Origin of the sequence: Pseudomonas sp. QLc11A, from assembly GCF_052112305.1 — a bacterium.
In the GTDB taxonomy this organism is placed as follows: domain Bacteria; phylum Pseudomonadota; class Gammaproteobacteria; order Pseudomonadales; family Pseudomonadaceae; genus Aquipseudomonas; species Aquipseudomonas laurylsulfatiphila.
The window spans coordinates 70,514-94,115 of record NZ_JAVAJJ010000021.1 but is presented as its reverse complement, the minus strand read 5'-3'; the positions used below and the strand labels follow the sequence as shown (position 1 = coordinate 94,115).

Annotated in this window: 20 protein-coding genes; 13 read left to right on the top strand and 7 right to left on the bottom strand. The window is 61.7% G+C overall.

Annotated elements, in window-relative coordinates:
• Positions 1-181: 181 nt before the first annotated feature.
• The 8 genes from exaC (at position 182) to Q8X48_RS25495 (ending at position 8,351) form a co-directional block, all read left to right on the top strand.
• Positions 182-1,702 carry an acetaldehyde dehydrogenase ExaC gene (gene exaC / locus Q8X48_RS25530; protein ID WP_015095428.1) on the top strand — a complete coding sequence of 507 codons (1,521 nt, stop codon included), beginning with the start codon at positions 182-184 and terminating at the stop codon, positions 1,700-1,702.
• A 257-nt stretch (positions 1,703-1,959) separates the two neighbouring features.
• Positions 1,960-2,031 (top strand): pyrroloquinoline quinone precursor peptide PqqA, encoded by a 72-nt coding sequence (gene pqqA, locus Q8X48_RS25525; RefSeq protein WP_003253598.1) that lies wholly within the window; start codon positions 1,960-1,962, stop codon positions 2,029-2,031.
• Positions 2,032-2,086: 55 nt separating this feature from the next.
• Positions 2,087-3,001, top strand: coding sequence for a pyrroloquinoline quinone biosynthesis protein PqqB (gene pqqB, locus Q8X48_RS25520; protein ID WP_407801734.1), 915 nt, complete (start codon positions 2,087-2,089; stop codon positions 2,999-3,001).
• A gap of 123 nt (positions 3,002-3,124) precedes the next feature.
• On the top strand, positions 3,125-3,877 hold the full coding sequence (gene pqqC / locus Q8X48_RS25515) for a pyrroloquinoline-quinone synthase PqqC (protein ID WP_407801735.1): 753 nt from the start codon (positions 3,125-3,127) through the stop codon (positions 3,875-3,877).
• Positions 3,874-4,146, top strand: a complete 273-nt coding sequence (gene pqqD, locus Q8X48_RS25510; RefSeq protein ID WP_007972043.1) for a pyrroloquinoline quinone biosynthesis peptide chaperone PqqD — start codon at positions 3,874-3,876, stop codon at positions 4,144-4,146. The genes pqqC and pqqD overlap by 4 nt, the downstream gene beginning before the upstream one ends.
• Positions 4,124-5,266: a pyrroloquinoline quinone biosynthesis protein PqqE gene (gene pqqE, locus Q8X48_RS25505; RefSeq protein ID WP_407801736.1), complete on the top strand. Its 1,143-nt coding sequence runs from the start codon at positions 4,124-4,126 to the stop codon at positions 5,264-5,266. The genes pqqD and pqqE overlap by 23 nt, the downstream gene beginning before the upstream one ends.
• Before the next feature lie 201 nt (positions 5,267-5,467).
• Positions 5,468-6,631 (top strand): alcohol dehydrogenase-like regulatory protein ErcA, encoded by a 1,164-nt coding sequence (gene ercA, locus Q8X48_RS25500; protein WP_007972176.1) that lies wholly within the window; start codon positions 5,468-5,470, stop codon positions 6,629-6,631.
• Positions 6,615-8,351 carry a PAS domain-containing hybrid sensor histidine kinase/response regulator gene (locus tag Q8X48_RS25495; protein WP_407801737.1) on the top strand — a complete coding sequence of 579 codons (1,737 nt, stop codon included), beginning with the start codon at positions 6,615-6,617 and terminating at the stop codon, positions 8,349-8,351. Before ercA ends, Q8X48_RS25495 begins: the two co-directional genes overlap by 17 nt.
• Here the strand turns inward: Q8X48_RS25495 and Q8X48_RS25490 are convergent.
• The 4 genes from Q8X48_RS25490 to Q8X48_RS25475 all read right to left on the bottom strand — a co-directional run bounded on the left by Q8X48_RS25490 (position 8,327) and on the right by Q8X48_RS25475 (position 12,547).
• A complete protein-coding gene (locus tag Q8X48_RS25490) occupies positions 8,327-9,217 on the bottom strand; it encodes an aldose 1-epimerase (RefSeq protein WP_407801738.1) in 891 nt (296 codons plus the stop codon). The two genes, Q8X48_RS25495 and Q8X48_RS25490, sit on opposite strands and share 25 nt — an antisense overlap.
• A 5-nt stretch (positions 9,218-9,222) precedes the next feature.
• Positions 9,223-10,110 carry an SMP-30/gluconolactonase/LRE family protein gene (locus tag Q8X48_RS25485; RefSeq protein ID WP_407801739.1) on the bottom strand — a complete coding sequence of 296 codons (888 nt, stop codon included), beginning with the start codon at positions 10,108-10,110 and terminating at the stop codon, positions 9,223-9,225.
• A gap of 52 nt (positions 10,111-10,162) precedes the next feature.
• A complete protein-coding gene (locus tag Q8X48_RS25480) occupies positions 10,163-10,987 on the bottom strand; it encodes an NAD-dependent epimerase/dehydratase family protein (RefSeq protein WP_095967651.1) in 825 nt (274 codons plus the stop codon).
• 264 nt (positions 10,988-11,251) lie between these two features.
• Positions 11,252-12,547, bottom strand: coding sequence for an OprD family porin (locus tag Q8X48_RS25475; RefSeq protein ID WP_126046085.1), 1,296 nt, complete (start codon positions 12,545-12,547; stop codon positions 11,252-11,254).
• 233 nt (positions 12,548-12,780) lie between these two features.
• On the opposite strand from Q8X48_RS25475, the gene Q8X48_RS25470 reads away from it, so the two are divergent.
• Positions 12,781-13,401 carry a TetR/AcrR family transcriptional regulator gene (locus Q8X48_RS25470; protein ID WP_015095419.1) on the top strand — a complete coding sequence of 207 codons (621 nt, stop codon included), beginning with the start codon at positions 12,781-12,783 and terminating at the stop codon, positions 13,399-13,401.
• A 124-nt stretch (positions 13,402-13,525) separates the two neighbouring features.
• Here the strand turns inward: Q8X48_RS25470 and preA are convergent, their stop codons facing one another.
• The 3 genes from preA to hydA all read right to left on the bottom strand — a co-directional run bounded on the left by preA (position 13,526) and on the right by hydA (position 17,766).
• A complete protein-coding gene (gene preA / locus Q8X48_RS25465; protein ID WP_407801741.1) occupies positions 13,526-14,800 on the bottom strand; it encodes an NAD-dependent dihydropyrimidine dehydrogenase subunit PreA in 1,275 nt (424 codons plus the stop codon).
• The gene (locus Q8X48_RS25460; RefSeq protein ID WP_407801785.1) at positions 14,801-16,168 is read right to left on the bottom strand and encodes an NAD(P)-dependent oxidoreductase; all 1,368 of its coding nucleotides are present in this window, start codon (positions 16,166-16,168) and stop codon (positions 14,801-14,803) included.
• A 158-nt stretch (positions 16,169-16,326) separates the two neighbouring features.
• The gene (hydA, locus tag Q8X48_RS25455) at positions 16,327-17,766 is read right to left on the bottom strand and encodes a dihydropyrimidinase (protein ID WP_102674546.1); all 1,440 of its coding nucleotides are present in this window, start codon (positions 17,764-17,766) and stop codon (positions 16,327-16,329) included.
• A 543-nt stretch (positions 17,767-18,309) separates the two neighbouring features.
• Here hydA and Q8X48_RS25450 point away from each other — a divergent pair.
• From Q8X48_RS25450 to Q8X48_RS25435, 4 genes are all read left to right on the top strand, one after another.
• Positions 18,310-19,794: an NCS1 family nucleobase:cation symporter-1 gene (locus Q8X48_RS25450; RefSeq protein ID WP_407801742.1), complete on the top strand. Its 1,485-nt coding sequence runs from the start codon at positions 18,310-18,312 to the stop codon at positions 19,792-19,794.
• A 151-nt stretch (positions 19,795-19,945) separates the two neighbouring features.
• The gene (locus Q8X48_RS25445; protein ID WP_407801743.1) at positions 19,946-21,229 is read left to right on the top strand and encodes a Zn-dependent hydrolase; all 1,284 of its coding nucleotides are present in this window, start codon (positions 19,946-19,948) and stop codon (positions 21,227-21,229) included.
• 193 nt (positions 21,230-21,422) lie between these two features.
• Positions 21,423-22,919 carry a helix-turn-helix transcriptional regulator gene (locus Q8X48_RS25440; RefSeq protein ID WP_407801744.1) on the top strand — a complete coding sequence of 499 codons (1,497 nt, stop codon included), beginning with the start codon at positions 21,423-21,425 and terminating at the stop codon, positions 22,917-22,919.
• 178 nt (positions 22,920-23,097) lie between these two features.
• Positions 23,098-23,349: a DUF1652 domain-containing protein gene (locus Q8X48_RS25435; RefSeq protein WP_015095413.1), complete on the top strand. Its 252-nt coding sequence runs from the start codon at positions 23,098-23,100 to the stop codon at positions 23,347-23,349.
• The last annotated feature ends 253 nt before the right edge of the window (positions 23,350-23,602 follow it).

The following is a 23,602-nucleotide window of genomic DNA, read 5'->3' as shown; positions in this document are numbered from 1 at the left end:
CCCCGCGGCGTTCTCGGGTTCATCGCGAGCAGGCTCGCTCCTACAGTGATCTGTGTGAAACCTACGACCAAATAACGAGAGCCCCTCCTGCCAACGACGCATTCGTCTGGTACGCGGGGCTCTTTAGTATCGGCTCATCGCCTGTCAGTACGACAGGCATCGACCCAGACAGAGGCCCACCATGATCTACGCACAACCCGGAACCCCAGGCGCCGTCATTACCTTCAAGCCGCGCTACGGCAACTTCATCGGTGGCGAGTTCGTTGCCCCGATCAATGGCGAGTACTTCACCAACACCTCGCCGGTCAACGGTGAAGTGATCGCCGAATTCCCGCGCTCCAGCGCCGCCGACATCGACAAGGCCCTCGACGCCGCCCATGCCGCTGCCGACGCCTGGGGCAAGACCTCGGCCCAGGACCGCTCCCTGGTGCTGCTGAAGATCGCCGACCGCATCGAGCAGAACCTTGAGGTCCTGGCCGTCACCGAAACCTGGGACAACGGCAAGGCCGTGCGCGAAACCCTGAACGCCGACGTACCGCTGGCGGCCGACCACTTCCGTTACTTCGCCGGCTGCATTCGTGCCCAGGAAGGCGGGGCTGCCGAGATCAACGAGCTGACCACGGCCTATCACTTCCATGAGCCCCTGGGCGTGGTCGGGCAGATCATTCCGTGGAATTTCCCGCTGCTGATGGCCGCCTGGAAACTCGCCCCGGCGCTCGCCGCCGGCAACTGCATAGTGCTCAAGCCTGCCGAGCAAACGCCGCTGTCGATCATGGTGTTCGCCGAGCTGATCGCTGACCTGCTGCCAGCGGGCGTGCTGAACATCGTCCAGGGCTTCGGTCGCGAAGCCGGCGAGGCCCTGGCCACCAGCAAGCGCATCGCCAAGATCGCCTTCACCGGTTCGACCCCGGTGGGCGCGCACATCATGCATTGCGCCGCCGAGAACATCATCCCGAGCACCGTTGAACTGGGCGGCAAGTCGCCGAACATCTTCTTCGAGGACATCATGAACGCGGAACCGGCGTTCATCGAAAAAGCCGCCGAAGGCCTGGTGCTGGCGTTCTTCAACCAGGGCGAAGTCTGCACCTGCCCGTCCCGGGCGCTGGTGCAGGAGTCGATCTACGAGCCGTTCATGGCCGAGGTGATGAAGAAGATCGCCAGGATCAAGCGCGGCAACCCGCTGGACACCGAGACCATGGTCGGCGCCCAGGCGTCCGAGCAGCAATACGACAAGATCCTCTCGTACCTGACCATTGCCCAGGAGGAGGGCGCCGAGCTGCTCACCGGCGGCGCGGCCGAGCGTCTGGAGGGCGACCTGTCCAGCGGTTACTACATCCAGCCGACCCTGCTCAAGGGCCACAACAAGATGCGCGTGTTCCAGGAAGAAATCTTCGGCCCGGTGGTGGGTGTCACCACCTTCAAGGACGAAGCCGAAGCCCTGGCGATTGCCAACGACAGCGAGTTCGGCCTCGGCGCCGGCCTGTGGACCCGCGACATCAACCGCGCCTACCGCATGGGCCGGGCGATCAAGGCCGGACGGGTGTGGACCAACTGCTACCACCTGTACCCCGCGCACGCCGCGTTCGGCGGGTACAAGAAGTCCGGCGTCGGCCGGGAAAACCACAAGATGATGCTCGACCACTATCAGCAGACCAAAAACCTGCTGGTGAGCTACGACATCAATCCGCTGGGGTTCTTCTGATCACTCAAGAACACTGAAAAACCTGTGGGAGCGAGCCTGCTCGCGAAGAGGTCAGCACATTCGCCGTTGATGTCGACTGTCAGACCGCTTTCGCGAGCAGGCTCGCTCCCACATGGGGATGTGGGGTTCTGGAAATTTGCTCGGCACCCCCTACCAAATCACCCCGCCACCTCCTTCGAAAGTAGCATTCGGGCACTCAACGCCCCGTGCATTAATGGCTCTACCGGAATCACCCGGCACAAGAAGAGGAATGACCCATGTGGACTAAACCCGCGTTTACCGATCTGCGCATTGGCTTCGAAGTGACGATGTATTTCGCCAACCGTTGATTGATCACCCGGCCAGCCGATGCGTTGGCCGGGCCTGCCTTCCGGAGCATCTGCCATGCACATCCGCGTTCTCGGTTCCGCCGCTGGCGGTGGTTTTCCGCAATGGAACTGCAACTGCCGCCAGTGCGCCGGTGTGCGCAATGGCAGCCTGCGGGCCCAGCGCCGTACGCAGTCGTCGATTGCCCTGAGTGACGACGGTGTGGAGTGGGTGCTGTGCAACGCGTCACCGGACATTCGCGCGCAACTCGAAAGTTTTGCGCCTCTGCAACCGGCGCGGCGCCTGCGTGACAGCGCCATCGCCGGCATCGTGCTGCTGGACAGCCAGATCGACCATTGCACCGGTTTGCTCAGCTTGCGCGAAGGCTGCCCCCATGACGTCTGGTGCACCGAGCGTGTGCATCAGGACCTGAGCAGCGGTTTCCCGTTGTTCAACATGCTCGGACACTGGAACGGCGGACTGCAATGGCAACCGGTCGGCCTCGATCGCCAGCCGTTCGGCATAGCGGCCTGCGGGCATTTGCAATTTCGCGCGATTCCCCTGGTGAGTAACGCGCCGCCGTATTCGCCCAATCGCGGCAACCCGCAACCAGGCGACACCATTGGCCTGTTCATCGAAGACCTGCGCAACGGCGCCTCGCTGTTCTATGCCCCGGGCCTTGGCCGAATCGACGATGAAGTGCTGGGCTGGATGCAGCGTGCCGATTGCCTGCTGCTGGACGGCACCCTGTGGCGCGATGACGAGATGCGTATCTGCGAAGTCGGCCAGAGCCTGGGCAGCGAAATGGGGCACCTCCCACAAAGCGGCCCCGGCGGGATGCTTGAAGTGCTGGAGGGTTTCAACTGCCAGCGCAAGGTGCTGATCCACATCAACAACACCAATCCCATTCTCGATGAAGACTCGGCCGAGCGGGCTTTGCTGGAGCGGCGGGGGATTGAAGTGGCTTATGACGGCATGAGTATTGAGCTGTAGCGAAGGACGCCTTCGCGGGCAAGCCCGCTCCCACAGGTTTTGTGGACACTGCCGAACCCTGTGGGAGCGGGCTTGCCCGCGAAGAGGCCGGAACAGACACCGAAGATTCCCCGGAGACCCGCAATGACCGACACTCCCATGTCCCCCACAGAATTCGAAGCCGCCCTGCGCGCCAAGGGCGCCTACTACCACATCCACCATCCTTTCCATCAAGCCATGTACGCCGGCCGCGCCAGCCGCGAGCAGATCCAGGGCTGGGTCGCCAATCGCTTCTACTATCAGATCAACATTCCCCTGAAGGACGCCGCGATTCTCGCCAACTGCCCGGACCGCGACGTGCGCCGGGAGTGGCTGCAACGGATTCTCGACCACGACGGCGTCCCCGGCAGCGAGGGCGGAATCGAAGCCTGGCTGCGCCTGGGCGAAGCCGTGGGTCTGGATCGTGAGCAGATCCTCTCCCAGGAGCTGGTGCTGCCCGGCGTGCGTTTCGCGGTGGACGCCTACGTCAATTTCGCCCGTCGCGCCTGCTGGCAGGAAGCGGCCAGCAGCTCGCTGACCGAACTCTTTGCCCCACAGATCCATCAGTCGCGACTCGATGCCTGGCCGACCCATTACCCGTGGATCGACGTCGCCGGCTACGACTATTTCCGCACGCGCCTGAGTCAGGCACGGCGCGATGTCGAGCATGGGTTGCGCATCACCCTGGCGCACTACGTGACGGCCGAGGGGCAACAACGCATGCTGCAGATCCTGCAATTCAAGCTCGACGTGCTGTGGAGCATGCTCGATGCCATGAGCATGGCCTACGAACTTGCGCGCCCGCCGTATCACACGGTTACCGGCGACAACGTCTGGCATCGGGGGATCGCCCTGTGAGCCTGATCGATCGCCAACAGTCACCGGCCTTGCGTCGCGGTTTTCGTCTGCAATGGGAGCCCCGTCAGGACTGCCATGTGCTGCTGTACCCCGAAGGCATGATCAAGCTCAACGCCAGTGCCGGGCAGATTCTCGATCTGGTGGATGGCCAGCGCAGCGTGGCGGCGATCATTGAGCGATTGAGCGCGAATTTCCCCGGCGTACCCGGGATCGACGAAGACGTGCTGGCGTTTCTGGAGGTAGCCCATGCGCAATTCTGGATCGAGTGAGACGCTGCCCGGACCGCCGTTGTGGCTGCTCGCCGAGCTGACTTACCGCTGTCCGTTGCAGTGCCCCTATTGCTCCAATCCGTTGGACTTTGCCCGGCACGGCGAGGAACTGAGCACGCAAGAATGGATTCGCGTATTTCGCGAGGCGCGGGACATGGGCGCCGCGCAATTGGGCTTTTCCGGTGGTGAGCCGCTGGTGCGCCAGGACCTCGCCGAACTGATCAAGGCCGCCCGGGACATGGGCTATTACACCAATCTGATCACCTCCGGCATCGGCCTGACTGAGCAGAAGGTGCGCGACTTCAAGGTGGCCGGGCTGGATCATATCCAGATCAGCTTCCAGGCCGCCGACGAAGCGGTGAACAACATGCTCGCCGGTTCGCGCAAGGCCTTTGCCCAGAAACTCGCCATGGCCCGTGCGGTGAAAGCCCAGGGCTATCCGATGGTGCTGAACTTCGTCACCCATCGGCACAACATCGACCGGATCGCGCAGATCATCGAGCTGTGCCTGGAGCTGGAGGCGGACTTTGTCGAATTGGCCACCTGCCAGTTCTACGGCTGGGCTGAACTCAACCGCGTCGGCCTGCTGCCCACCCGCGAGCAATTGCAGCGCGCCGAGCGCATCACTAACCAATACCGCGAACGCCTTGAAGCCCAGGGCCACCCGTGCAAGCTGATCTTCGTCACCCCGGACTACTACGAGGAACGTCCCAAGACCTGCATGAACGGCTGGGCCAACCTGTTTCTCGACATCACCCCCGACGGCACCGCCTTGCCTTGCCACAGCGCCCGACAGTTGCCGGTAGCGTTTCCCAACGTGCGCGAACACAGCCTCTCGCACATCTGGAACGATTCATTCGGCTTCAATCGTTTTCGCGGCGACGACTGGATGAAAGAGCCGTGCCGTTCCTGCGACGAAAAGCACAAGGACCTGGGAGGGTGCCGCTGCCAGGCCTTCATGTTGACCGGTGATGCCGCCAATGCCGACCCGGTGTGCAGCAAGTCGCCCCATCACGGGGTGATCCTCAAGGCCCGCGAGGAAGCCGAGGCGCCGGGGTTGGGGATCGAACACCTGACGCTGCGCAACGCGAAGGCTTCGCAGCTGATCTACCGCGGCTAACCCGAACGACACAACCCCCTGTAGGAGCGAGCTTGCTCGCGATGGAGTGTCAGAAAAATGGGTGTCGACTGACACACCATCGCGAGCAAGCTCGCTCCTACAGGGGGGCTGTGGTGAATCCAGCCATTGGTCTGATTGCATTCACGGCAGGATGGTTTAGTGTGGTTTCTACCTTCCAAAACAATAAAAACAGGCTTTCCAATGAGCCAGAGTCTCAACCAGTTGCGCAAGTTCGTTTCCCCCGAAATCATCTTCGGTGCCGGTAGCCGGCACAGTGTCGGCAATTACGCCAAGACCTTTGGCGCACGCAAGGTCCTGGTGGTCAGTGACCCCGGCGTGATCGCCGCCGGTTGGGTCGCCGATGTCGAGGCCAGCCTGCAGGCGCTGGGCATCGAGTACTGCCTGTACAGCGATGTCTCGCCCAACCCTCGGGTTGAAGAGGTGATGCTCGGTGCCGAAATGTACCGGGAAAACCACTGCGACGTGATCGTCGCAGTGGGCGGCGGCAGCCCGATGGACTGCGGCAAAGGCATCGGCATTGTCGTCGCCCATGGCCGCAGCATTCTCGATTTCGAGGGCGTTGATACCATCCGCGTGCCCAGCCCGCCGCTGATCCTGATTCCGACCACCGCCGGCACCTCGGCCGATGTCTCGCAATTCGTGATCATTTCCAATCAGCAGGAGCGCATGAAGTTCTCCATCGTCAGCAAGGCCGTGGTGCCGGATGTTTCGCTGATCGACCCGGAAACCACCCTGAGCATGGATCCGTTCCTGTCGGCCTGCACCGGCATCGACGCCTTGGTGCATGCCATCGAAGCCTTCGTGTCCACCGGCCACGGGCCGTTGACCGATCCTCATGCGCTGGAGGCGATGCGCCTGATCAATGGCAACCTGGTGCAGATGATCGCCAACCCGAGCGACATTGCCCTGCGCGAGAAGATCATGCTCGGCAGCATGCAGGCCGGGCTGGCGTTCTCCAACGCCATCCTGGGCGCGGTGCATGCCATGTCCCACAGCCTCGGCGGTTTTCTCGACCTGCCCCACGGCCTGTGCAACGCGGTGCTGGTCGAGCATGTGGTGGCCTTCAATTACAACTCGGCACCAGAGCGTTTCAAGGTGATCGCCGAGACGTTCGGTATCGACTGCCGGGGTCTGAATCACCGGCAGATCTGCGGGCGCCTGGTCGAACACCTGATCGCCCTCAAGCACGCCATCGGCTTTCACGAAACCCTCGGTTTGCATGGCGTCAGGACCTCGGACATTCCGTTCCTGTCGCAACATGCGATGCACGATCCGTGCATCCTGACCAACCCGCGCGAATCCAGCCAGCGTGATGTCGAGGTCGTCTATGGCGAAGCCCTCTGACGAGCAACAACGGGCCCTGACCGGGCTGCTGGGGCTGGGCAGCCATTCTGCGCGCAAGAGTCATTACCCGGAACTGGCCGCGCGCCTGGATGATCTGGAAGCCGAGCGCAACCGCTACAAGTGGCTGTTCGAAAACGCGGTGCACGGGATCTTCCAGGCCAGCCTGCACGATGGCATGCGCGCCGCCAACCCGGCGCTGGCACACATGCTCGGCTACCAGGACCCGCAGGAGGTGCTGTTCTCCCTGACCGACCTGGGCAGCACCCTGTTCGTCGACGGCGCGCAGGAACTGGAAGCCATCGGCGAAATCCTCAGGCACCAGCGCAGCCTGCACGGCTATGAAACCCGCTTGCGGCGCAAGGATGGCAGTCACCTGGATGTGTTGATGAACCTGCTGCTCAAGCCCGGCCAGGAAGGCCTGGTGGAAGGGTTCGTCTCCGATATCACCGAGCGCAAGCTGGCCCAGCGACGCCTGCAGCAACTCAATGACGAACTGGAGCAGCGCGTCGTCGCGCGCACCGATGAATTGCTCGAAGCCAACCGTAACCTTCAGCAGCAGATCACCCAGCGTAAACAGATTGCCAAGGCCTTGCGCGATGCCCGCGATGCCGCCGAGGCCGCCAACCACAGCAAGGACAAATACCTCGCCGCCGCCAGCCACGACCTGCTGCAACCGCTGAACGCCGCGCGGTTGCTGATTTCGACCTTGCGCGAACGCAAGTTGCCGCAAGCTGAGCAGGTGCTGGTGGAACGCACTCACCAGGCCCTGGAAGGCGCCGAAGACCTGCTGACGGATCTGCTGGACATTTCCCGGCTCGATCAGGCCGCGGTCAAGCCGGACGTTGCGTTGTACCGCCTCGACGAACTGCTGGGGCCTCTGGTGTCGGAGTTCCAGTCCGTCGCCCAGGCGGCCGGTTTGAACCTGCGGGTGCACATGGCCGATTACGCCATCAGCACCGACTTGCGCCTGATGACGCGGATCCTGCGCAACTTCCTCAGCAATGCCTGCCGCTACACCGATGAAGGCAGCATCCTGCTGGCGGCAAGGCGTCGGGGCGAGATGTTGCGCCTGGAGGTCTGGGACACCGGGCGTGGCATCGCCGCCGACCGGCTCGATTCGATCTTCCTCGAGTTCAACCAACTGGACGTCGGCCGCGCCGCCGACCGCAAGGGCGTGGGCCTGGGGTTGGCGATTGTCGAGCGCATCGCCAAGATCCTTGGCTACAGGATTGGCGTTCACTCGTTGCCGGGGCGGGGTTCGATGTTCAGCATCGAGGTGCCGTTATCCGACGAGGTTCCATTGCCCGTGAGCCAGGCGGTGCCACAGCCGGGCACCGGCAACCCGTTGCCGGGACGCCGTTTACTGGTGATCGACAACGAAGTGAGCATTCTCCAAAGCATGGGCGCGTTGCTCGGGCAGTGGGGCTGCGACGTTCTGGTCGCCACCGATGAAGCGGCTGCGCTGGAGGCATTAGGCGGGCAGGCGCCGGAGCTGATTCTCGCGGACTACCACCTCGATCACGGGGTGGTCGGCTGTGATGTGGTGCGACATTTGCGTGAGCATTTCCACCAGGACATTCCTGCGGTGATCATTACTGCCGACCGCACCGACCATTGTCGGCGTGCGTTGCAGCGGCTCAACGCCCCCTTGCTGAACAAACCGGTGAAGCCTGGCAAGTTGCGAGCGGTGTTGAGTCAACTGTTGGGGGCGTCTGCCTGAAACGGCCGATACTGCAGGGTCAAGCCCAGTTCGATGGCTTGACCTTGTTCCAGCAAACGCAACCCCGGCCGACCGGGCAAGTGGTGCGCGTTGACCGGGTGGCTCACCGGTTCGATGCAGAAAAATTCCAGGCCCACGGGGCAGTAGAGCAGGTAGTAATCGCTGCCGGTGGCTTGACAGTCCAGTTCGTATCCGAGGTCGGGCTGGCGGATCAGGCAGTGGCCGTTCCATTCGCAGAAGCCGTTGTCCACGAGCGATTCGGGCAATGGCTTCAGTTGCTGAAAATCCCACTCGACTGGCAATGGGCTGAGTTGCGTCGGTAGTTTTTTCTCGTTGCACAACCATACCTCGCGAGCCGCGGCCTGCAGTCGGGTGTTGGCGGTGCGCGGCAGATACGGATGCAGACCCAGACCATGCCAGGCGGCAGGTTCAGCCAGATGGGTGACGCTCAGTTCGATGCTGAGTTTGCCCTGGCTCAGATGGAAACGCTGGCGGGCGCGATAAGCGAAGGGGGTTGTGCTGTCGAGTTGCAGGACCACTTCATTTTCCGACCGGGAAACCACATCCCACGCCTGCTGCCAGGCGCTGCCATGGATCGGCAGGGGATCGGTGAGGCTGTTGGGCGCCAGTGCCAGCCAGCCATCGGGGCAATCGAAACCGCCTTCGGCAATGCGGTTGGACCAGGGGATCAAGGGAAAGCAGCCGAGCTTGCCGGGCAGGCCGGTGTTCAGGGCGTGCTCATCGGCGTGGCGCAGCAAGGGCTGTCCGCTGCTGCGCACGGTCCAGTTGACGATGCTGGCGCCGAGTTCGGGGGCGAGTGTCAGCTGAGTGTATTCGTCTTCGAGCTCGAGAAGTGCGGGCGTCATGGTCATCACTGATCCTGAAATCGCGGTTCCGGCAATCCCTTCACGCCAGGATCGAGCGCGAACACGCCCCCGGCCAGTGACTGCGGGTCATGGTCGTCGCCGGGGCGGATTGAGGTCACGAACAGCGTGTCCAGTCGAGGGCCACCGAAGGCGCACATGGTGGGTTTTTTCACCGGTACGGCCAGGGAACGGTCAAGTCGGCCATCGGGGGTAAAACGGTGGATCAAGCCGGCGTCGTTGGCGCAAATCCAGTAGCAGCCATCGGCGTCCACCGCTGCACCGTCGGGTCGGCCTTCGTGCCGGTTCATGTCAACGAACACGCGGCGGTTGGAAGGGGTGCCGGTTTCGGTGTCGTAGTCGAAGGCCCAGATCTGCTGGATCTGCGGATGGGAGTCGGACAGGTACATCGTGCGCCCGTCCGGGCTGAAGCCCAGGCCGTTGGGCACGATGAACCCGCTCAGCCTGGAATCGAGCGGCCCGCGTTGCCCGGCGCTGTAGCGGTACAACCTTCCGGCGGCGTTGGCGCCCATGTTCAGCACCATGCTGCCGGCCCAGAAGCGGCCCTGACGATCGCAGCGGCCGTCGTTCAGGCGCATGTCGGCGCGGGCATGGTCGACGTGGGCCAAGGGTTCACTGTCGAGGCTGCCGTCGTTGCGCGGATGCACACGGAAGAACCCGCTTTCCATGCCGGTGACCCAGCCGCCGTCGGCATGAGGCGCGATGCAAGCGAGCATCTGCGGGGTTTTCCAGGTAGTCACCTGCCCGGTGTCGGCACTCCAGCGCTGTAAACCGCCGGCGGGAATATCGACCCAGTACAGAGCGCTTTCCTCAGGCACCCAGACCGGGCTTTCACCGACTGCGTTACGGGCGTCGACAATCAATTCAGCTTGCATGGCAACTCATTCCCTTGGTTTTTGTTGTGGGGATCAAGCGGGGCGCGAAGGTTCAGTCACCGAACGGGCCGGCTACGCAAAAGGCGCCGCCCTGGTACAGCCGCGCCGGGTCATCGGCGGCAGGCATCGGCTGGGCTTCGATTTTTTCGCGGAACTGTTCGGAGCTGTCCTGCGCGACAAAACCCAGGGCCGTAGCGTAGCGGTTGTCCCACCAGACGTCCTTGTTGTCGGACACGCCGTAGACCACGGTGTGGCCGACGTTCGGGGTGTACAAGGCACGTTCGAGCAGTTGCGTCAGGTCGCCGAAACTCAGCCAGGTGCTCATCATCCGCCGGTTGTGCGGCTCGGGGAATGAGGAGCCGATGCGCACGCTGACGGTCTCGATGCCATAGCGGTCGAAGTAGAACGTGGCCATGTCCTCGCCATAGGACTTGGACAGGCCGTAGTAGCTGTCGGGGCGGCGAGGGGAGTGGGCGTCGATGACTTCGTCCTGCCGGTAGAAGCCGATCACATGGTTGGAACTGGCGAAGATCACCCGCTTCACCCCATGGCGGCGCGCGGCTTCGTAGATGTGGAACACGCCACAGATGTTGGCGCCGAGGATCTGTTCGAACGAGTGCTCGGTCGACACGCCGCCGAAGTGCAGGATCGCGTCCACGCCTTCGACCAGTTGATGCACCGCTTGCTTGTCGGCGAGGTCGCACGGCATCACTTCTTCGCGATCATCGATGGCGGGCGCGATGTCGGCGATGTCCGACAGGCGAATGACATTGGCGTAAGGGCGCAGGCTTTCGCGCAGGACTTTGCCGAGGCCACCGGCGGCGCCGGTCAGCAGAAGGCGGTTGAAAGGGGGGCGGGCGGTTGCTGTGGTGGTCATGGGAATCCTGGGTGCGCGGTTGTTGTTTTTGATTTGTTGTAGGTTGTCGTATGACTTGGTTGAAGTATCGTTAGGGTTTCCGCTGCTTGTCAACGCGGCATGGGTGGAAATTGACGGAGGGTCGTCCTGTCCTGTCCTGTCCTGTAGGAGCGAGCCTGCTCGCGATGAACCCGAGAACGCCACGGGGTATCAGGTTTCCAGCGTTATCGTTGACGACCATCGCGAGCAAGCTCGCTCCTACAGAGGGCGATTTGATCCCGAGAGTTACAACAACGAAATCGGATAGCTGATGAAAATGCGGTTTTCATCGAATTCGTTGGTGCTGAAACTCTTGCGGATACTCGCGTTACGCCATTTCACGTTGAGGTTTTTCAGCGCACCGCTCTGCACCGTGTAGGCCAGTTCGGATTCGCGGCCCCATTCCTTGCCGTCGGTGATGGCGCCGGTGTGCACGTTGTCACCGCTGATGTAGCGGTTCATCAGGGTCAGGCCGGGAATGCCGAGGGCGACGAAGTTGTAGTCGTGGCGTACCTGCCAGGATTTCTCCCGGGCGTTGTCATAGCTGGAGTTGTAGCTGTCGTTGGCCAGGGTGCCGCCGCTGGTGCCATTGACCCGCATCCACACGTCGTCGCCGGTGAGCTTTTGCAGGCCGACATAGAAGGTGTTGCCGCCATATTTGGCCGAGAGCAGGGCAAACGCGGTCTTGTTGTCGAGGTCACCGGCCTTGGCGCTGCCGTCTTCCTTGCCGATGAAGTAGCCCAGGTTGGCCCCCAGGGTCCAGTCGCCGACGGGCTGGCTGTGGGTCAGGTTGAAGTATTGCTGCTGGTAGATGTCGCTCAGTTCCGAGTACCAGACGCCGACCTGCGTGCGCTTTTCATTGAACGCGTATTCACCGCCGCCGAAGTTGAAACGGTCGGAGGTGAACGCGGTTTTTCCGTTCATGAACATGTCTTCCATGCTCGCGTCATTGCGCGGGCTGTTTTTCTGGAATTGACCGCCATACAGCGTCAGGCCGCTGATTTCGGTGGACGTCACCTGGGCGCCCTGGAAGGTTTGCGGCAGTGAGCGGCCATCGTCGGAGCGCAGGATCGGCAGCACCGGCATCCATTCACCGACCTTCAATTCGGTTTTCGAAATCTTGCCTTTGAGCGCCACGCCCAAGCGGCCGAAATTGTCGGCGGGGCGGCCGTCGTCGTGGATCGGCAACAGCTGCGTACCGCCAGTGCCCTTGCCGCCATCGAGCTTCTGCGAATACAGGCCCAGTACATCGACACCGAAACCCACGGTGCCCTGGGTGAACCCGGACCTGGCATCGAGAATGAAGTTTTGCGTCCACTCTTCAGCCTTGCCCTGGGGGTAGGCCGGGTTGGTGTAGTTGCGGTTGATGTAGGCGTTACGCAGGTTCAGCGTGGCCTTGGCGTCGTCGGTGAAACCTGCGGCCTGGCCGGTGATGGGCAAGGCGAGGGCCAGCCCGCTGCAGCCGATCAGGCTCAGGGTATGACGACGAGAAAGGTATGCACGCGAAGAACGGGCGGACGAATTGCGGACGAGCTTGCTCACGGTGACGCTCCCTTGTTTCTTGTTTTTATAGTTGTCATACGTCGTCGTACAACATTGCGGGCGATATTTGCGGGATTTTTGGGGGTTGTCAATCGGAAGTTATACGATGACTTGTGGCGGGGTGGATTAGGCTCTCAGCTTTCTGACTGCGGCTGTACGGAGATTCGTTTTCCCCTGTCGCCGCAGTCCAGAGCGGATGCTAGTCTTGCTCAACGCTGTTGTCGGGGACCCGCATGGGCAATCACAAGATCGAGATTCGTCGCAGTAACGTCGAAAAAATCCTGCTGGGGGCGGAAAAGGTCTTCGCTGAAAAGGGCTTCGGCAGCACGGCCATGGCCGACATCGCCGCGCAAGTGCAACTGCCGCGTTCCAACCTGCATTACTACTTCAGCACCAAGACCGAACTGTACAGCGCAGTGCTGTTCGATTTGCTGGAAGTCTGGAAGCAGGACGCGCTGTGCTTCGAGATGTTCGACGACCCGCGCGTGGTGCTCAGCAGCTACATCCGCGCCAAGATGAACCATTCCCGCAGCCGGCCTTATGGGTCGAAAGTCTGGGCCAACGAAATCATCCACGGCGCGCCGACCCTCGGCGCAGCGCTGGATGCGAGCCTGTACGACTGGGCCAAGATGAAGGAAGCGAAAATCCGCCAGTGGGTGGACGACAAACGCATCCTGCCGGTGGAGCCGTCGAGCCTGTTGTACATGATCTGGGCCTCGACCCAGCACTATGCCGACTTCGATCACCAGGTGAATATTCTCAACGACCACCAGCCGCTGTCGGACATGCAATTTGAAAAAGCAGTGCAGACGGTGACCAGTGTGATTTTGCGGGGGATCGGGTTGGAGCCTTGAGTTTTGTGGTGTGGCTGCTGGCCTCTTCGCGGGCAAGCCCGCTCCCACAGGGGATCTCGGTGTTTATGCGATCCCTGTGGGAGCGAGCTTGCTCGCGATGGCGTCAGCTCAGGCGCCGCTGGCCTCAAGGGCTGACGTGATACGGATTCCTCGGATCATGATTCCAGTCCAGGAACGGCTTGCCAGTCTCCACCGGCACCATCTCGATACAGTCCTGCACCGGGCAGGTGATCTGGCACAGGTTGCAGCCCACGCACTCCTCATCGATCACCTGGTACTTGTGCGTGCCATCCGCTTGCTTGAGGCTGGCCACGGCCTGGTGCGAGGTGTCCTCACAGGCAATGTGGCAACGACCACAGCCGATGCACGCCTCCTGGTCGATTTTCGCGATCACCTGATAGTTGATGTCCAGGTACTTCCAGTCCGTGGTGTTGCCCACCGCGCGGCCGGAAAACTCCGAAACGCTGGCGTAGCCCTGACTGTCCATCCAGCGTGACAAGCCGTCCTTCATGTCTTCGACAATCCGGAAGCCATGCAGCATCGCCGCCGTGCACACCTGCACCGCGCCGCTGCCCAACGCGATGAATTCCGCGGCGTCGCGCCAGTTGCCAATGCCGCCGATGCCGCTGATTGGCAGGCCTTGGGTCTGCGGGTCACGGGCGATTTCGGCGACCATGTTCAAGGCAATCGGCTTGACGGCCGAGCCACAGTAACCGCCATGGGTGCTCTGGCTGCCGACCATGGGATTGGCCACCATGCGTTCGAGGTTGACGCTGGTGATCGAGTTGATGGTGTTGATCAGCGACACCGCATCGGCACCGCCACGGTGGGCCGCGCGGGCGGCGATGCGGATGTCGGTGATGTTCGGCGTGAGCTTGACGATCACCGGCAGCGAGCAATAGGTCTTGCACCAGCGCGTGACCTGTTCCACGTATTCCGGCACCTGGCCGACCGCGGCGCCCATGCCGCGTTCCGGCATGCCGTGGGGGCAACCGAAGTTCAGTTCGATGCCGTCGGCGCCAGTGGCTTCCACCAGCGGCAGGATGTGTTTCCAGGATTCCTCGACGCAGGGCACCATCAAGGACACGATCAGCGCGCGGTCCGGCCAGTCCTTTTTGACCTGGGTGATTTCCCGCAGGTTGATCTCCAGCGAGCGGTCGGTGATCAGCTCGATGTTGTTAAAACCAAGCACCTCCCTGTTCGCCCCGAAGTGCGCCGAGTAGCGCGACGACACGTTCACCGCCGCCGGATCTTCCCCCAGGGTTTTCCAGACCACGCCGCCCCATCCGGCCTCGAAGGCGCGGACCACGTTATAGGCTTTGTCGGTGGGTGGCGCGGAGGCCAGCCAGAACGGATTGGGTGCCTTGATGCCGGCGAAGACAATCGACAGATCGGCCATTTACGCAGCCTCCACGTTGAGCATCAGTTGAGCGTTGATCGCCTCGGCGGCGCGCTTGCCGTGTTGCACCGCTTGCACGGTGAGGTCTTGATCGAGGCTGGTGCAGTCGCCGCCGGCATACACGCCGGGGATGCTGGTGCGCAGCTGTTCATCGACGGCGATGCGCTCGCCCTGGCGCTTGAGTTCGCGCGCCAGCGGATCGGCCAGGGCGTCGCTGTCGAAGGCCTGGCCGATGGCCTTGAAGATCGCGTCGGCGGCCAGTTCGAAGGTTTCACCGGTGGTTTGCAGGCGACCTTCGACCAGATGGGTGCGGGCGAAGCGCATGCCGCGCACCCGGCCGTGGTCGTCGAGTAGCACTTCTTCAGGTTGTGCCCAGGTCATCAGCCGCACCTGATTGGCCTTGGCAATCTCCTGTTCGTGATGGGTGGCGCCCATGTCTTCGACGCCGCGCCGGTACACCAGGTTCACGTCACGGGCGCCGAGACGGGCCATTTGCACGGCCATGTCAATGGCGGTGTTGCCCGCGCCGAGGACGATGCAATGGTCGGCCAGGGGCAATTGGCTCAGGTCATCGGCCTGGCGCAGTTCGCGGATGTAGTCGGTGGCGGCGAGCAGGCCGGGCGCGTCTTCGTGGTCCAGGCCCAGTTGCTTGCTGGCATTGAGCCCGAGGCCGAGGAACACCGCATCGAACTGTTGATGCAGTTCGCTGAGGGTCAGGTTGTCCCCGAGTTTTTGCCCGTGGCGGATTTCGATTCCGCCGATTTCCAGCAGGAACTCAAGCTCCCGTTGCGCGTAGTCGTCCACCAGTTTGTATTTGGCGATCCCGTATTCATTGAGGCCGCCAGCTTTTTCCCGCGCCTCGAAGATCACCACGTCATGCCCGTGCATGGCGCTGCGGTGGGCGCAGGACAATCCGGCTGGACCTGCGCCCACCACGGCGATGCGTTTGCCGGTGGCTGCAGCACGCTGGAACGGGTGAGTGCTGAAGTTGGCGTTGTCCACGGCGTAGCGCTGCAACAGGCCGATCATGACCGGCGCGCATTCGTGGGCGTTGTTGCGCACGCAGGCTTGCTGGCAAAGGATTTCCGTCGGGCACACCCGGGCGCAACTGCCGCCGAGGATGTTGGCCGAAAGGATCTTCTGCGCGGCGCCTTGCACGTTGTCCTGCTGGATATTGCGGATGAACGAGGGGATGTCGATTTCGCTCGGACAGGCATTCACGCAGGGCGCGTCGTAGCAATACAGGCAGCGCGAAGCTTCCAGGTGCGCCTGTCGCTCGTTGAGCGGCGGCGCCAGGTCGGTGAAATGGCCGGCGAGGGCGGCCGCATTCTCAACGGGATGCGGGAGGTGGTCCAGGGTCTTGATCACGGTGTTGGCCTCACGGTTATTTGAGGTATTGCCTCTGATGGGCATTGTTTTGTGTTGCCTGTACCGGCCTCATCGCGAGCAAGCTCGCTCCCACAGGATCTCGGGTGTTCACAAAACCTGTGGGAGCGAGCTTGCTCGCGATAGGCCGCAGGCCGCTTTCAGCGTTTCACAGCGACCGGCTGATTCAGCTCGGCCCGCTTGCTCAGCAAATCAAACACCGCCGGGTACGCCGGCCGTTCGATGTAGCGCCCGGCGCCACGCTCGGCCCGCAGGTCACCGTCGGCCCAGACCACCCGGCCCTGGCTGATGGTGTGGCTGGGCACGCCGCGCACGGTCTTGCCTTCGAAGATGTTGAAGTCCACCTGCTGATGGTGGGTCTTGGCGGAAATGGTCCGCGTGCCTTGCGGGTCCCACAGCACCAGGTCGGCATCGGCCCCCACACGAATCGCGCCTTTGCGTGGGTAGAGGTTGAAGATCTTCGCGGTGTTGGTGGACGTCAGGGCGACGAATTGCTGCATCGAGAAGCGTCCGCTGTTCACCCCTTCATCCCACAACACCGCCATGCGGTCTTCGATGCCGGCGGTACCGTTGGGGATCTTGCTGAAGTCGTCGCGACCTGCGGCTTTTTGCTCGGCGCAGAAGCAGCAGTGGTCGGTGGCGGTGGTGTGCAGGTTGCCCGATTGCAGGCCATGCCAGAGCGCCTCTTGATGACCGCGAGGGCGGAACGGCGGGCTCATCACATAACCGGCGGCGGTTTGCCAGTCCGGGTGGCGGTAGACACTGTCGTCCAGCAGCAGGTGCCCAGCCAGCACTTCGCCGTAGACCGGCTGGCCCTTGCCCCGGGCGTAGGTGATTTCGTCGAGGGCTTCCTTGGTCGAGACGTGCACCAGATACAGCGGCGTACCCAGGGTTTCGGCGATGCGGATCGCCCGGCTCGCGGCCTCGCCTTCAACCTGTGATGGCCGCGACAGCGGATGCGCTTCCGGCCCGGTGATGCCCTGGGCCATCAGCTTGCGTTGCAGGTGATAGACCAGTTCGCCGTTTTCCGCATGCACGGTCGGTACCGCGCCCAGTTCCAGGCAGCGTTCGAAGCTCGCCACCAGGGTGTCATCGGCGGCCATGATCGCGTTCTTGTAGGCCATGAAGTGCTTGAAGCTGTTGACGCCGTGCTGGCTGACCAGTTCGGCCATTTCCTCGCGGACCTGTTCGCTCCACCAGGTGATGGCGACGTGAAAGCCGTAGTCCGACGCCGACTTCTCGGCCCAGCCGCGCCATTGATGGAAGGCTTCGAGCAAGGATTGCTGCGGATTGGGAATCACGAAGTCGATGATCGAGGTGGTGCCGCCAGCCAGTCCTGCCGCCGTGCCACTGTAGAAGTCTTCGCTGGCCACGGTGCCCATGAACGGCAGTTGCATGTGGGTGTGCGGGTCGATGCCGCCGGGCATCAGGTATTGGCCGCTGCCGTCGAGCACTTCGGCGCCTGCAGGGATATCGAGTTTTTCGCCGATGGCCTTGATCACGCCGTCTGCGCAATACACATCGGCGCGATAACTTTCATCATGGGTAATAACGGTGGCGCCACGGATCAACAGAGACATTCCGAGTTCCTCGCAGGCAATGACCGGCTTGTGCCGGCTCTAGATGTTTTATGTGACGCCAGCGTCAACAGGTGTATTCCTGTCAATGCTGTCAGGATTAAACGCTAGCTGCAGTTATTCGAATCGGCAAGAATATTTTTTATAAGCTTATTCAGTTATTAACTGATTGATATTTAACGATTAAATACAAGAATCACCAAAATGGTGAGCGACCTCACCATTTTGACGCACTTGACAGGATCGAAAAATAGTCAAGATTTCTTATGTGAAATCAGCTGTTTGAGTATGGTCTATGGTTGATGCGCGGCCATTGAAAAAAAGATCAACGCACCAGTTTGAGTCCTGACTGTCCGGACAACTTGCCTGGCATTCGGCCTGAGTGGCCTGACAAATAGTCGAGTCAGCGAATAAAACTGATAAACATCAGTTGGTTGCAATGTGTTTATGGAACTGCCCGATGCGTAATCGGGGTACCCGGCACGTTTATTGATGCCGCCAGTCCCCGATGAGCAAAAAAATAATTCAAAGAACAGTGGAGCGGCCATGCAACAGATCAGATCGCAAGTGACCGAGCGCGACGGCTTGTTTGAGCTGGAAGCCGGCAGCGATGTCCTCGACAGTCCCCGTTACAACCACGACATTGCACCGACCAAGGTGCGCGAACGCACCTGGAACAAATGGCACATCACCGCGCTGTGGGTGGGCATGGCGATCTGCGTGCCGACCTATACCCTCGGTGGCGTGCTGACCGCGTACTTCGGCCTGACGGTCGGTGAAGCGCTGCTGGCGATTCTGTTTGCCAACATCATCGTGCTGATTCCCCTGACCCTGAACGCCTTTCCCGGCACCAAGTACGGCATTCCCTTTCCGGTGTTGCTGCGCTCGTCCTTCGGCGTGCTCGGTTCCAATATTCCGTGCCTGATCCGCGCCCTGGTGGCGTGCGGCTGGTTCGGCATCCAGACCATGTTCGGCGGGCTGGCGATTCACCTGTTCCTCGGTTCGGTGTTCGAGGGCTGGAAGTCCCTGGGCGGCACCGGCGAGGTCATTGGCTTCATGGTGTTCTGGGCGCTGAACCTGTGGGTGGTGATACGCGGCGCCGAGTCGATCAAATGGCTGGAAACCCTGTCTGCACCGCTGTTGGTTCTGGTGGGTGTAGGGCTGCTGGTCTGGGCCATGCCGAACGTGTCGATGACCGAGTTGCTGGCGATTCCGGCCAAGCGTCCCGAAGGCGCCGGGGTAGCCAGTTACTTCGCCGCCGGGCTGACCGCGATGGTCGGTTTCTGGGCCACGTTGTCACTGAACATTCCGGACTTCAGCCGCTACGCGAAAAGCCAGAAGGATCAGATTGTCGGGCAGATCATCGGCCTGCCGTTGACCATGTTCCTGTTTGCTTCCCTGGGTGTGGTGATGACCGCGGCCTCGGTGAAACTGGTGGGCGTGACGGTTTCCGATCCGGTGACCCTGATCGGCCATATCCAGAGCCCGGTGTGGGTCGCACTGGCCATGGCGCTGATCATCATCGCCACGCTGTCGACCAATACCGCAGCCAATATCGTGTCGCCGACCAATGACTTCCAGAACATCGCCCCCAAAGTGATCAACCGCACCAATGCCGTGCTGCTGACCGGCTTCGTCGGCTTGGCGTTGATGGCCCGTGAGCTGTTGAAAAAGCTCGGCCTGATCGTGTCCGACCTCAGCCTGGAAACCGTCTATTCCAACTGGTTGCTCGGCTATTCCAGCCTGCTCGGGCCGATCGCCGGGATCATGGTGGTGGACTATTTCCTGATCAAGAAACAGCAGCTGGACCTTGCCGGCCTGTACCGCGATGACGTGTATCCGGCGTGGAACTGGAGCGGTTTCATGGCCTTCGGCGTGCCGGTGGTGTTGACGCTGCTGTCGCTTGGCAGCGATGTCTTCAGCTGGTTTTACAGCTACGGCTGGTTCACCGGCTCGGCGCTGGGTGGGGTTATTTATTACGGGTTGAGTGTGATGTGGCCCAGTCCATCTGTAGCGAAATCGGCGGTGTGAGCACTGGCCCTATCGCGAGCAAGCTCGCTCCCACAGGGGATCTGTAAACACTGGAGATCCAATGTGGGAGCGAGCTTGCTCGCGATGAGGGCTTTGAGTCCACCGAAGAAACACCTGAAGAAACACACAAGAACAGCCAGAGGAGATCATCATGAACGCGGCCGTCGACGTTCTGCAGTCCAGCCATCAACACATCAACCGCGACCGCCTGTGGCAGTCGCTCATGGAGCTGGCCAAACTCGGCGCCACGGTCAAGGGGGGCGTGTGTCGCCTGGCCCTGACCGATCTCGATCGCCAGGCTCGGGACATCTTCGTCAAATGGTGTGTCGATGCCGGCTGCACGGTCAGCATCGACGCCGTCGGCAACATCTTCGCCCGTCGCCCCGGGCGCAATCCCGACCTGCCACCGGTGATGACCGGCAGTCACATCGACACCCAGCCCACGGGCGGCAAGTTCGATGGCTGCTTCGGTGTCTTGGCAGGCGTCGAGGTCCTGCGCACCCTCAATGACCTGAACATCGAAACCGAAGCACCGCTGGAGGTGGTGGTATGGACCAACGAAGAAGGCTCGCGCTTTGCCCCGTGCATGATGGGCTCCGGTGTGTTCGCGGAAAAATTCACCCTCGAAGAAACCCTGGCCAAGGTCGATGCCGATGGCGTGACCGTGGGTGACGCGTTGAATGCCATTGGCTACGCCGGCCCGCGTAAAGTCAGCGGCCACAAAGTCGGGGCCTATTTCGAAGCCCATATCGAGCAAGGCCCGATACTTGAAGACGAACGCAAGACCATAGGCGTGGTCATGGGCGCGCTCGGGCAGAAGTGGTTCGACCTGAAACTGCGTGGCGTCGAAGCCCACGCCGGCCCGACCCCGATGCACCTGCGCAAGGACGCCCTGGTCGGCGCCGCAGTGATCGTCGGTGCGCTCAACCGCGCCGCCCTCAGCCATCAACCTCATGCCTGTGGCACCGTCGGTTGTCTGCAAGCCTATCCCGGCTCGCGCAATGTCATTCCCGGCGAAGTGCGCATGACCCTGGATTTCCGCCACCTGGAACCGGAACGCCTGGACTCGATGATCGCCGAAGTGCGTGAAGTCATCGAAACCACCTGCGACGAACATGGCCTGACCTTCGAACTCACCCCGACTGCCGACTTCCCGCCGCTGTACTTCGACAAGGGCTGCGTCGAGGCGGTGCGCGGCGCTGCCCAAGGCCTGGGCCTGTCGCACATGGATATCGTCAGCGGAGCAGGGCACGACGCGATCTTCCTCGCCGAACTCGGTCCGGCGGGGATGATCTTTGTGCCGTGCGAAGGCGGTATCAGCCACAACGAAATCGAAAACGCCGCGCCGGATGATCTGGCGGCCGGGTGTGCGGTGTTGTTGCGGGCGATGCTGGCGGCTTCTGAGGCCATCGCGAAGGGGAAACTGGCGGCTTGAAGATCAAAAGATCGCAACTCCCAACCGGTTCATCATGCGTAATCCGGAAAAATTGGCAGGGCTGGAGGCATCGTTGAATCTGTACTAGTCAAACAGCCGCCCGGAGCAGGCTCGCTCCCACAAGGTTTCTTTGCACTATTGCAAGCCCGGGCGGTCGTATTCTTCACAGGGTCGCCATTCTTGTGGAGATGCAATGAGCCAGGACGTCCTGAGCACGGAAACCAATCGCCGCCAGTTGCAGCAGATCATCGCCGGACTGTCCGACGGGGTTATTCTGCTCGATCCCGACCAGAGCATCCTGTGGGCCAACGAGGCGGCGCTGGCCATGCACGGTGTTTCGCAAGTCAGTGACCTGGGTGCCACTGCCGCGGCATATGCCAAACGCTTCGCCTTGCGCTATCGCAACAATCATGGGGTGCCGGTCGACAGCTACCCGATCAGCCGGGTCGCGCGCGGCGAGACGTTCAGCGATGTGTTGGTGGAAGTGACGCCGGCGGCGGACGAAGCGCGTACCTGGGTCCATCGCGTGCGCAGCCTGGTATTGGCCGACAGCCGTGGCGATCCGGAATCTCTGGTGTTGATCATGGACGATGTCACCGAGTGGGCCAGCGCCGAGCAGCGTTTTGAAAAAACCTTCACGGCCAATCCGGCACCGGCGGTGATTTGTCGGCTCAGTGATTTGCGCTACATCAAGGTCAACCCGGGGTTCCTCGAAATGACCGGTTACTCCCGTGACCAGGTGATCGGCACTTCGACCTATGAGCTGGACGTGCTGGACCAGGCCGAGCACAAAGAACTGGCCAGGCAGCGTCTATGCGAAGGGGCGACCATTCCCCAGATGCAGGCCGAGTTGCGCTTGGCCGACGGTGGTCGCAAGCAAGTAATCGTGGCCGGCCAGCCGCTGGAGCTCAACGACGAAGCCTGCATGCTGTTTTCCTTTGTCGACATGGAGCCCCGGCACAAGGCTGAAATCGCCCTGCGCCAAAGCGAAGAACGTTTCGCCAAGGCCTTTCGCCTGTCGCCGGTGCCGATACTGGTATGCCGCGCGGCGGATCAGTTGGTGCTGGATGTCAACGAAGCCTTCCTTGATACCCTGGGTTATCCCGGTGAAGAGGTGCGTGGGATCGGCATTGCGCAGATCGACTTCTTCGAAGACCGGCACGCACGCCTCCAGCTGTTCGCCGCCCTGGAGAAAACCGGCAGCCTGGACCGCATCGATGTGCGTGTGCGTAGAAAAGACGCCGGGCTGATCGATTGCACGGTGTCGGCGGACACCGTGAACATTCAGGGCACACCCTGTTATCTGCTGGTGTTGATGGACATCACCGAGCGCAAGCGCACCGAGCTGGAGCTGGTGGCGGCCATCGAGGAAGTGATGAAGGACGCCTCCTGGTTCAGCCGCACGCTGATCGAAAAACTGGCCAACGTGAAGAGCGTGAATTCTGCGCAGTTGCCCAACCTGTCCTTCACTGACCTGACCGCCCGTGAGCGCGATGTGCTGGGCTTGATTTGCGAAGGCCTGGCCGACAAGGAAATCGCCGCGCGCCTGAAGCTGGCGCCGAACACGGTGCGCAACCATGCGGCTGCGGTGTATTCCAAGCTCGATATACACAGTCGCAGCGAGGCGATTGTCTGGGCGCGGGAGCGGGGGCTGTTCTCCAGCGAGTGGCGGCCCAAGGGGCAGCGCTAAGGTGCAATTGCACTAAGGCGCAGGGTGCAAATTCATGTGTCGACCCGGTGTGGGGGCTCTTAGGCTGGGGATGCAGCAGGAGACTTGAAGTCACCTGTACGCCCCCTGCGTAAACCGCCAAAAGGAATAGCCCCATGAACCCGTTACACCCTGCATCAAGCCACCAGGGCCCGTCGCAATGATTACGCTGGTGCAGTTGAGGATGCTGATCGAGCACAGTTTTTCACCCCTGGCCTGTGAATGCAGTATCACCGGCGAACACTGGCTGACCGTCAAGCTCTATCACCCGGTGTCGGGTCAGGTGGACCTGGTGGTCAGTGGCCTGAACATGAGCACGCTACAAACAGCAGAGTCGGTCGCTTCGCTGATCGAAGAATTGCGCTATGAACTGCAGTGCAATTCCCTGCAACGCCCTGACCCGGTGATGTAAGAACTGCCAGCTTTTTGCTGGCATTGGCCACTGGCTGGGCCATAAGTGATTCGCAAATATTTATTTTTGTGACAGGTGTATGGATTTTGCGCGCCGGTTTTGTTGTCACAAAAATGTGTCGATCACTTATCGCGGGTCAACCTATGAAAACTCTTGGGAAACGCGTTATCTCACCCCTGTCGCTGGCATTGTGCGTAGCGATTCTCGGCGGCTGTTCCAGCCCGCCACCACCTCCAGCGGTCACGCCACCCCC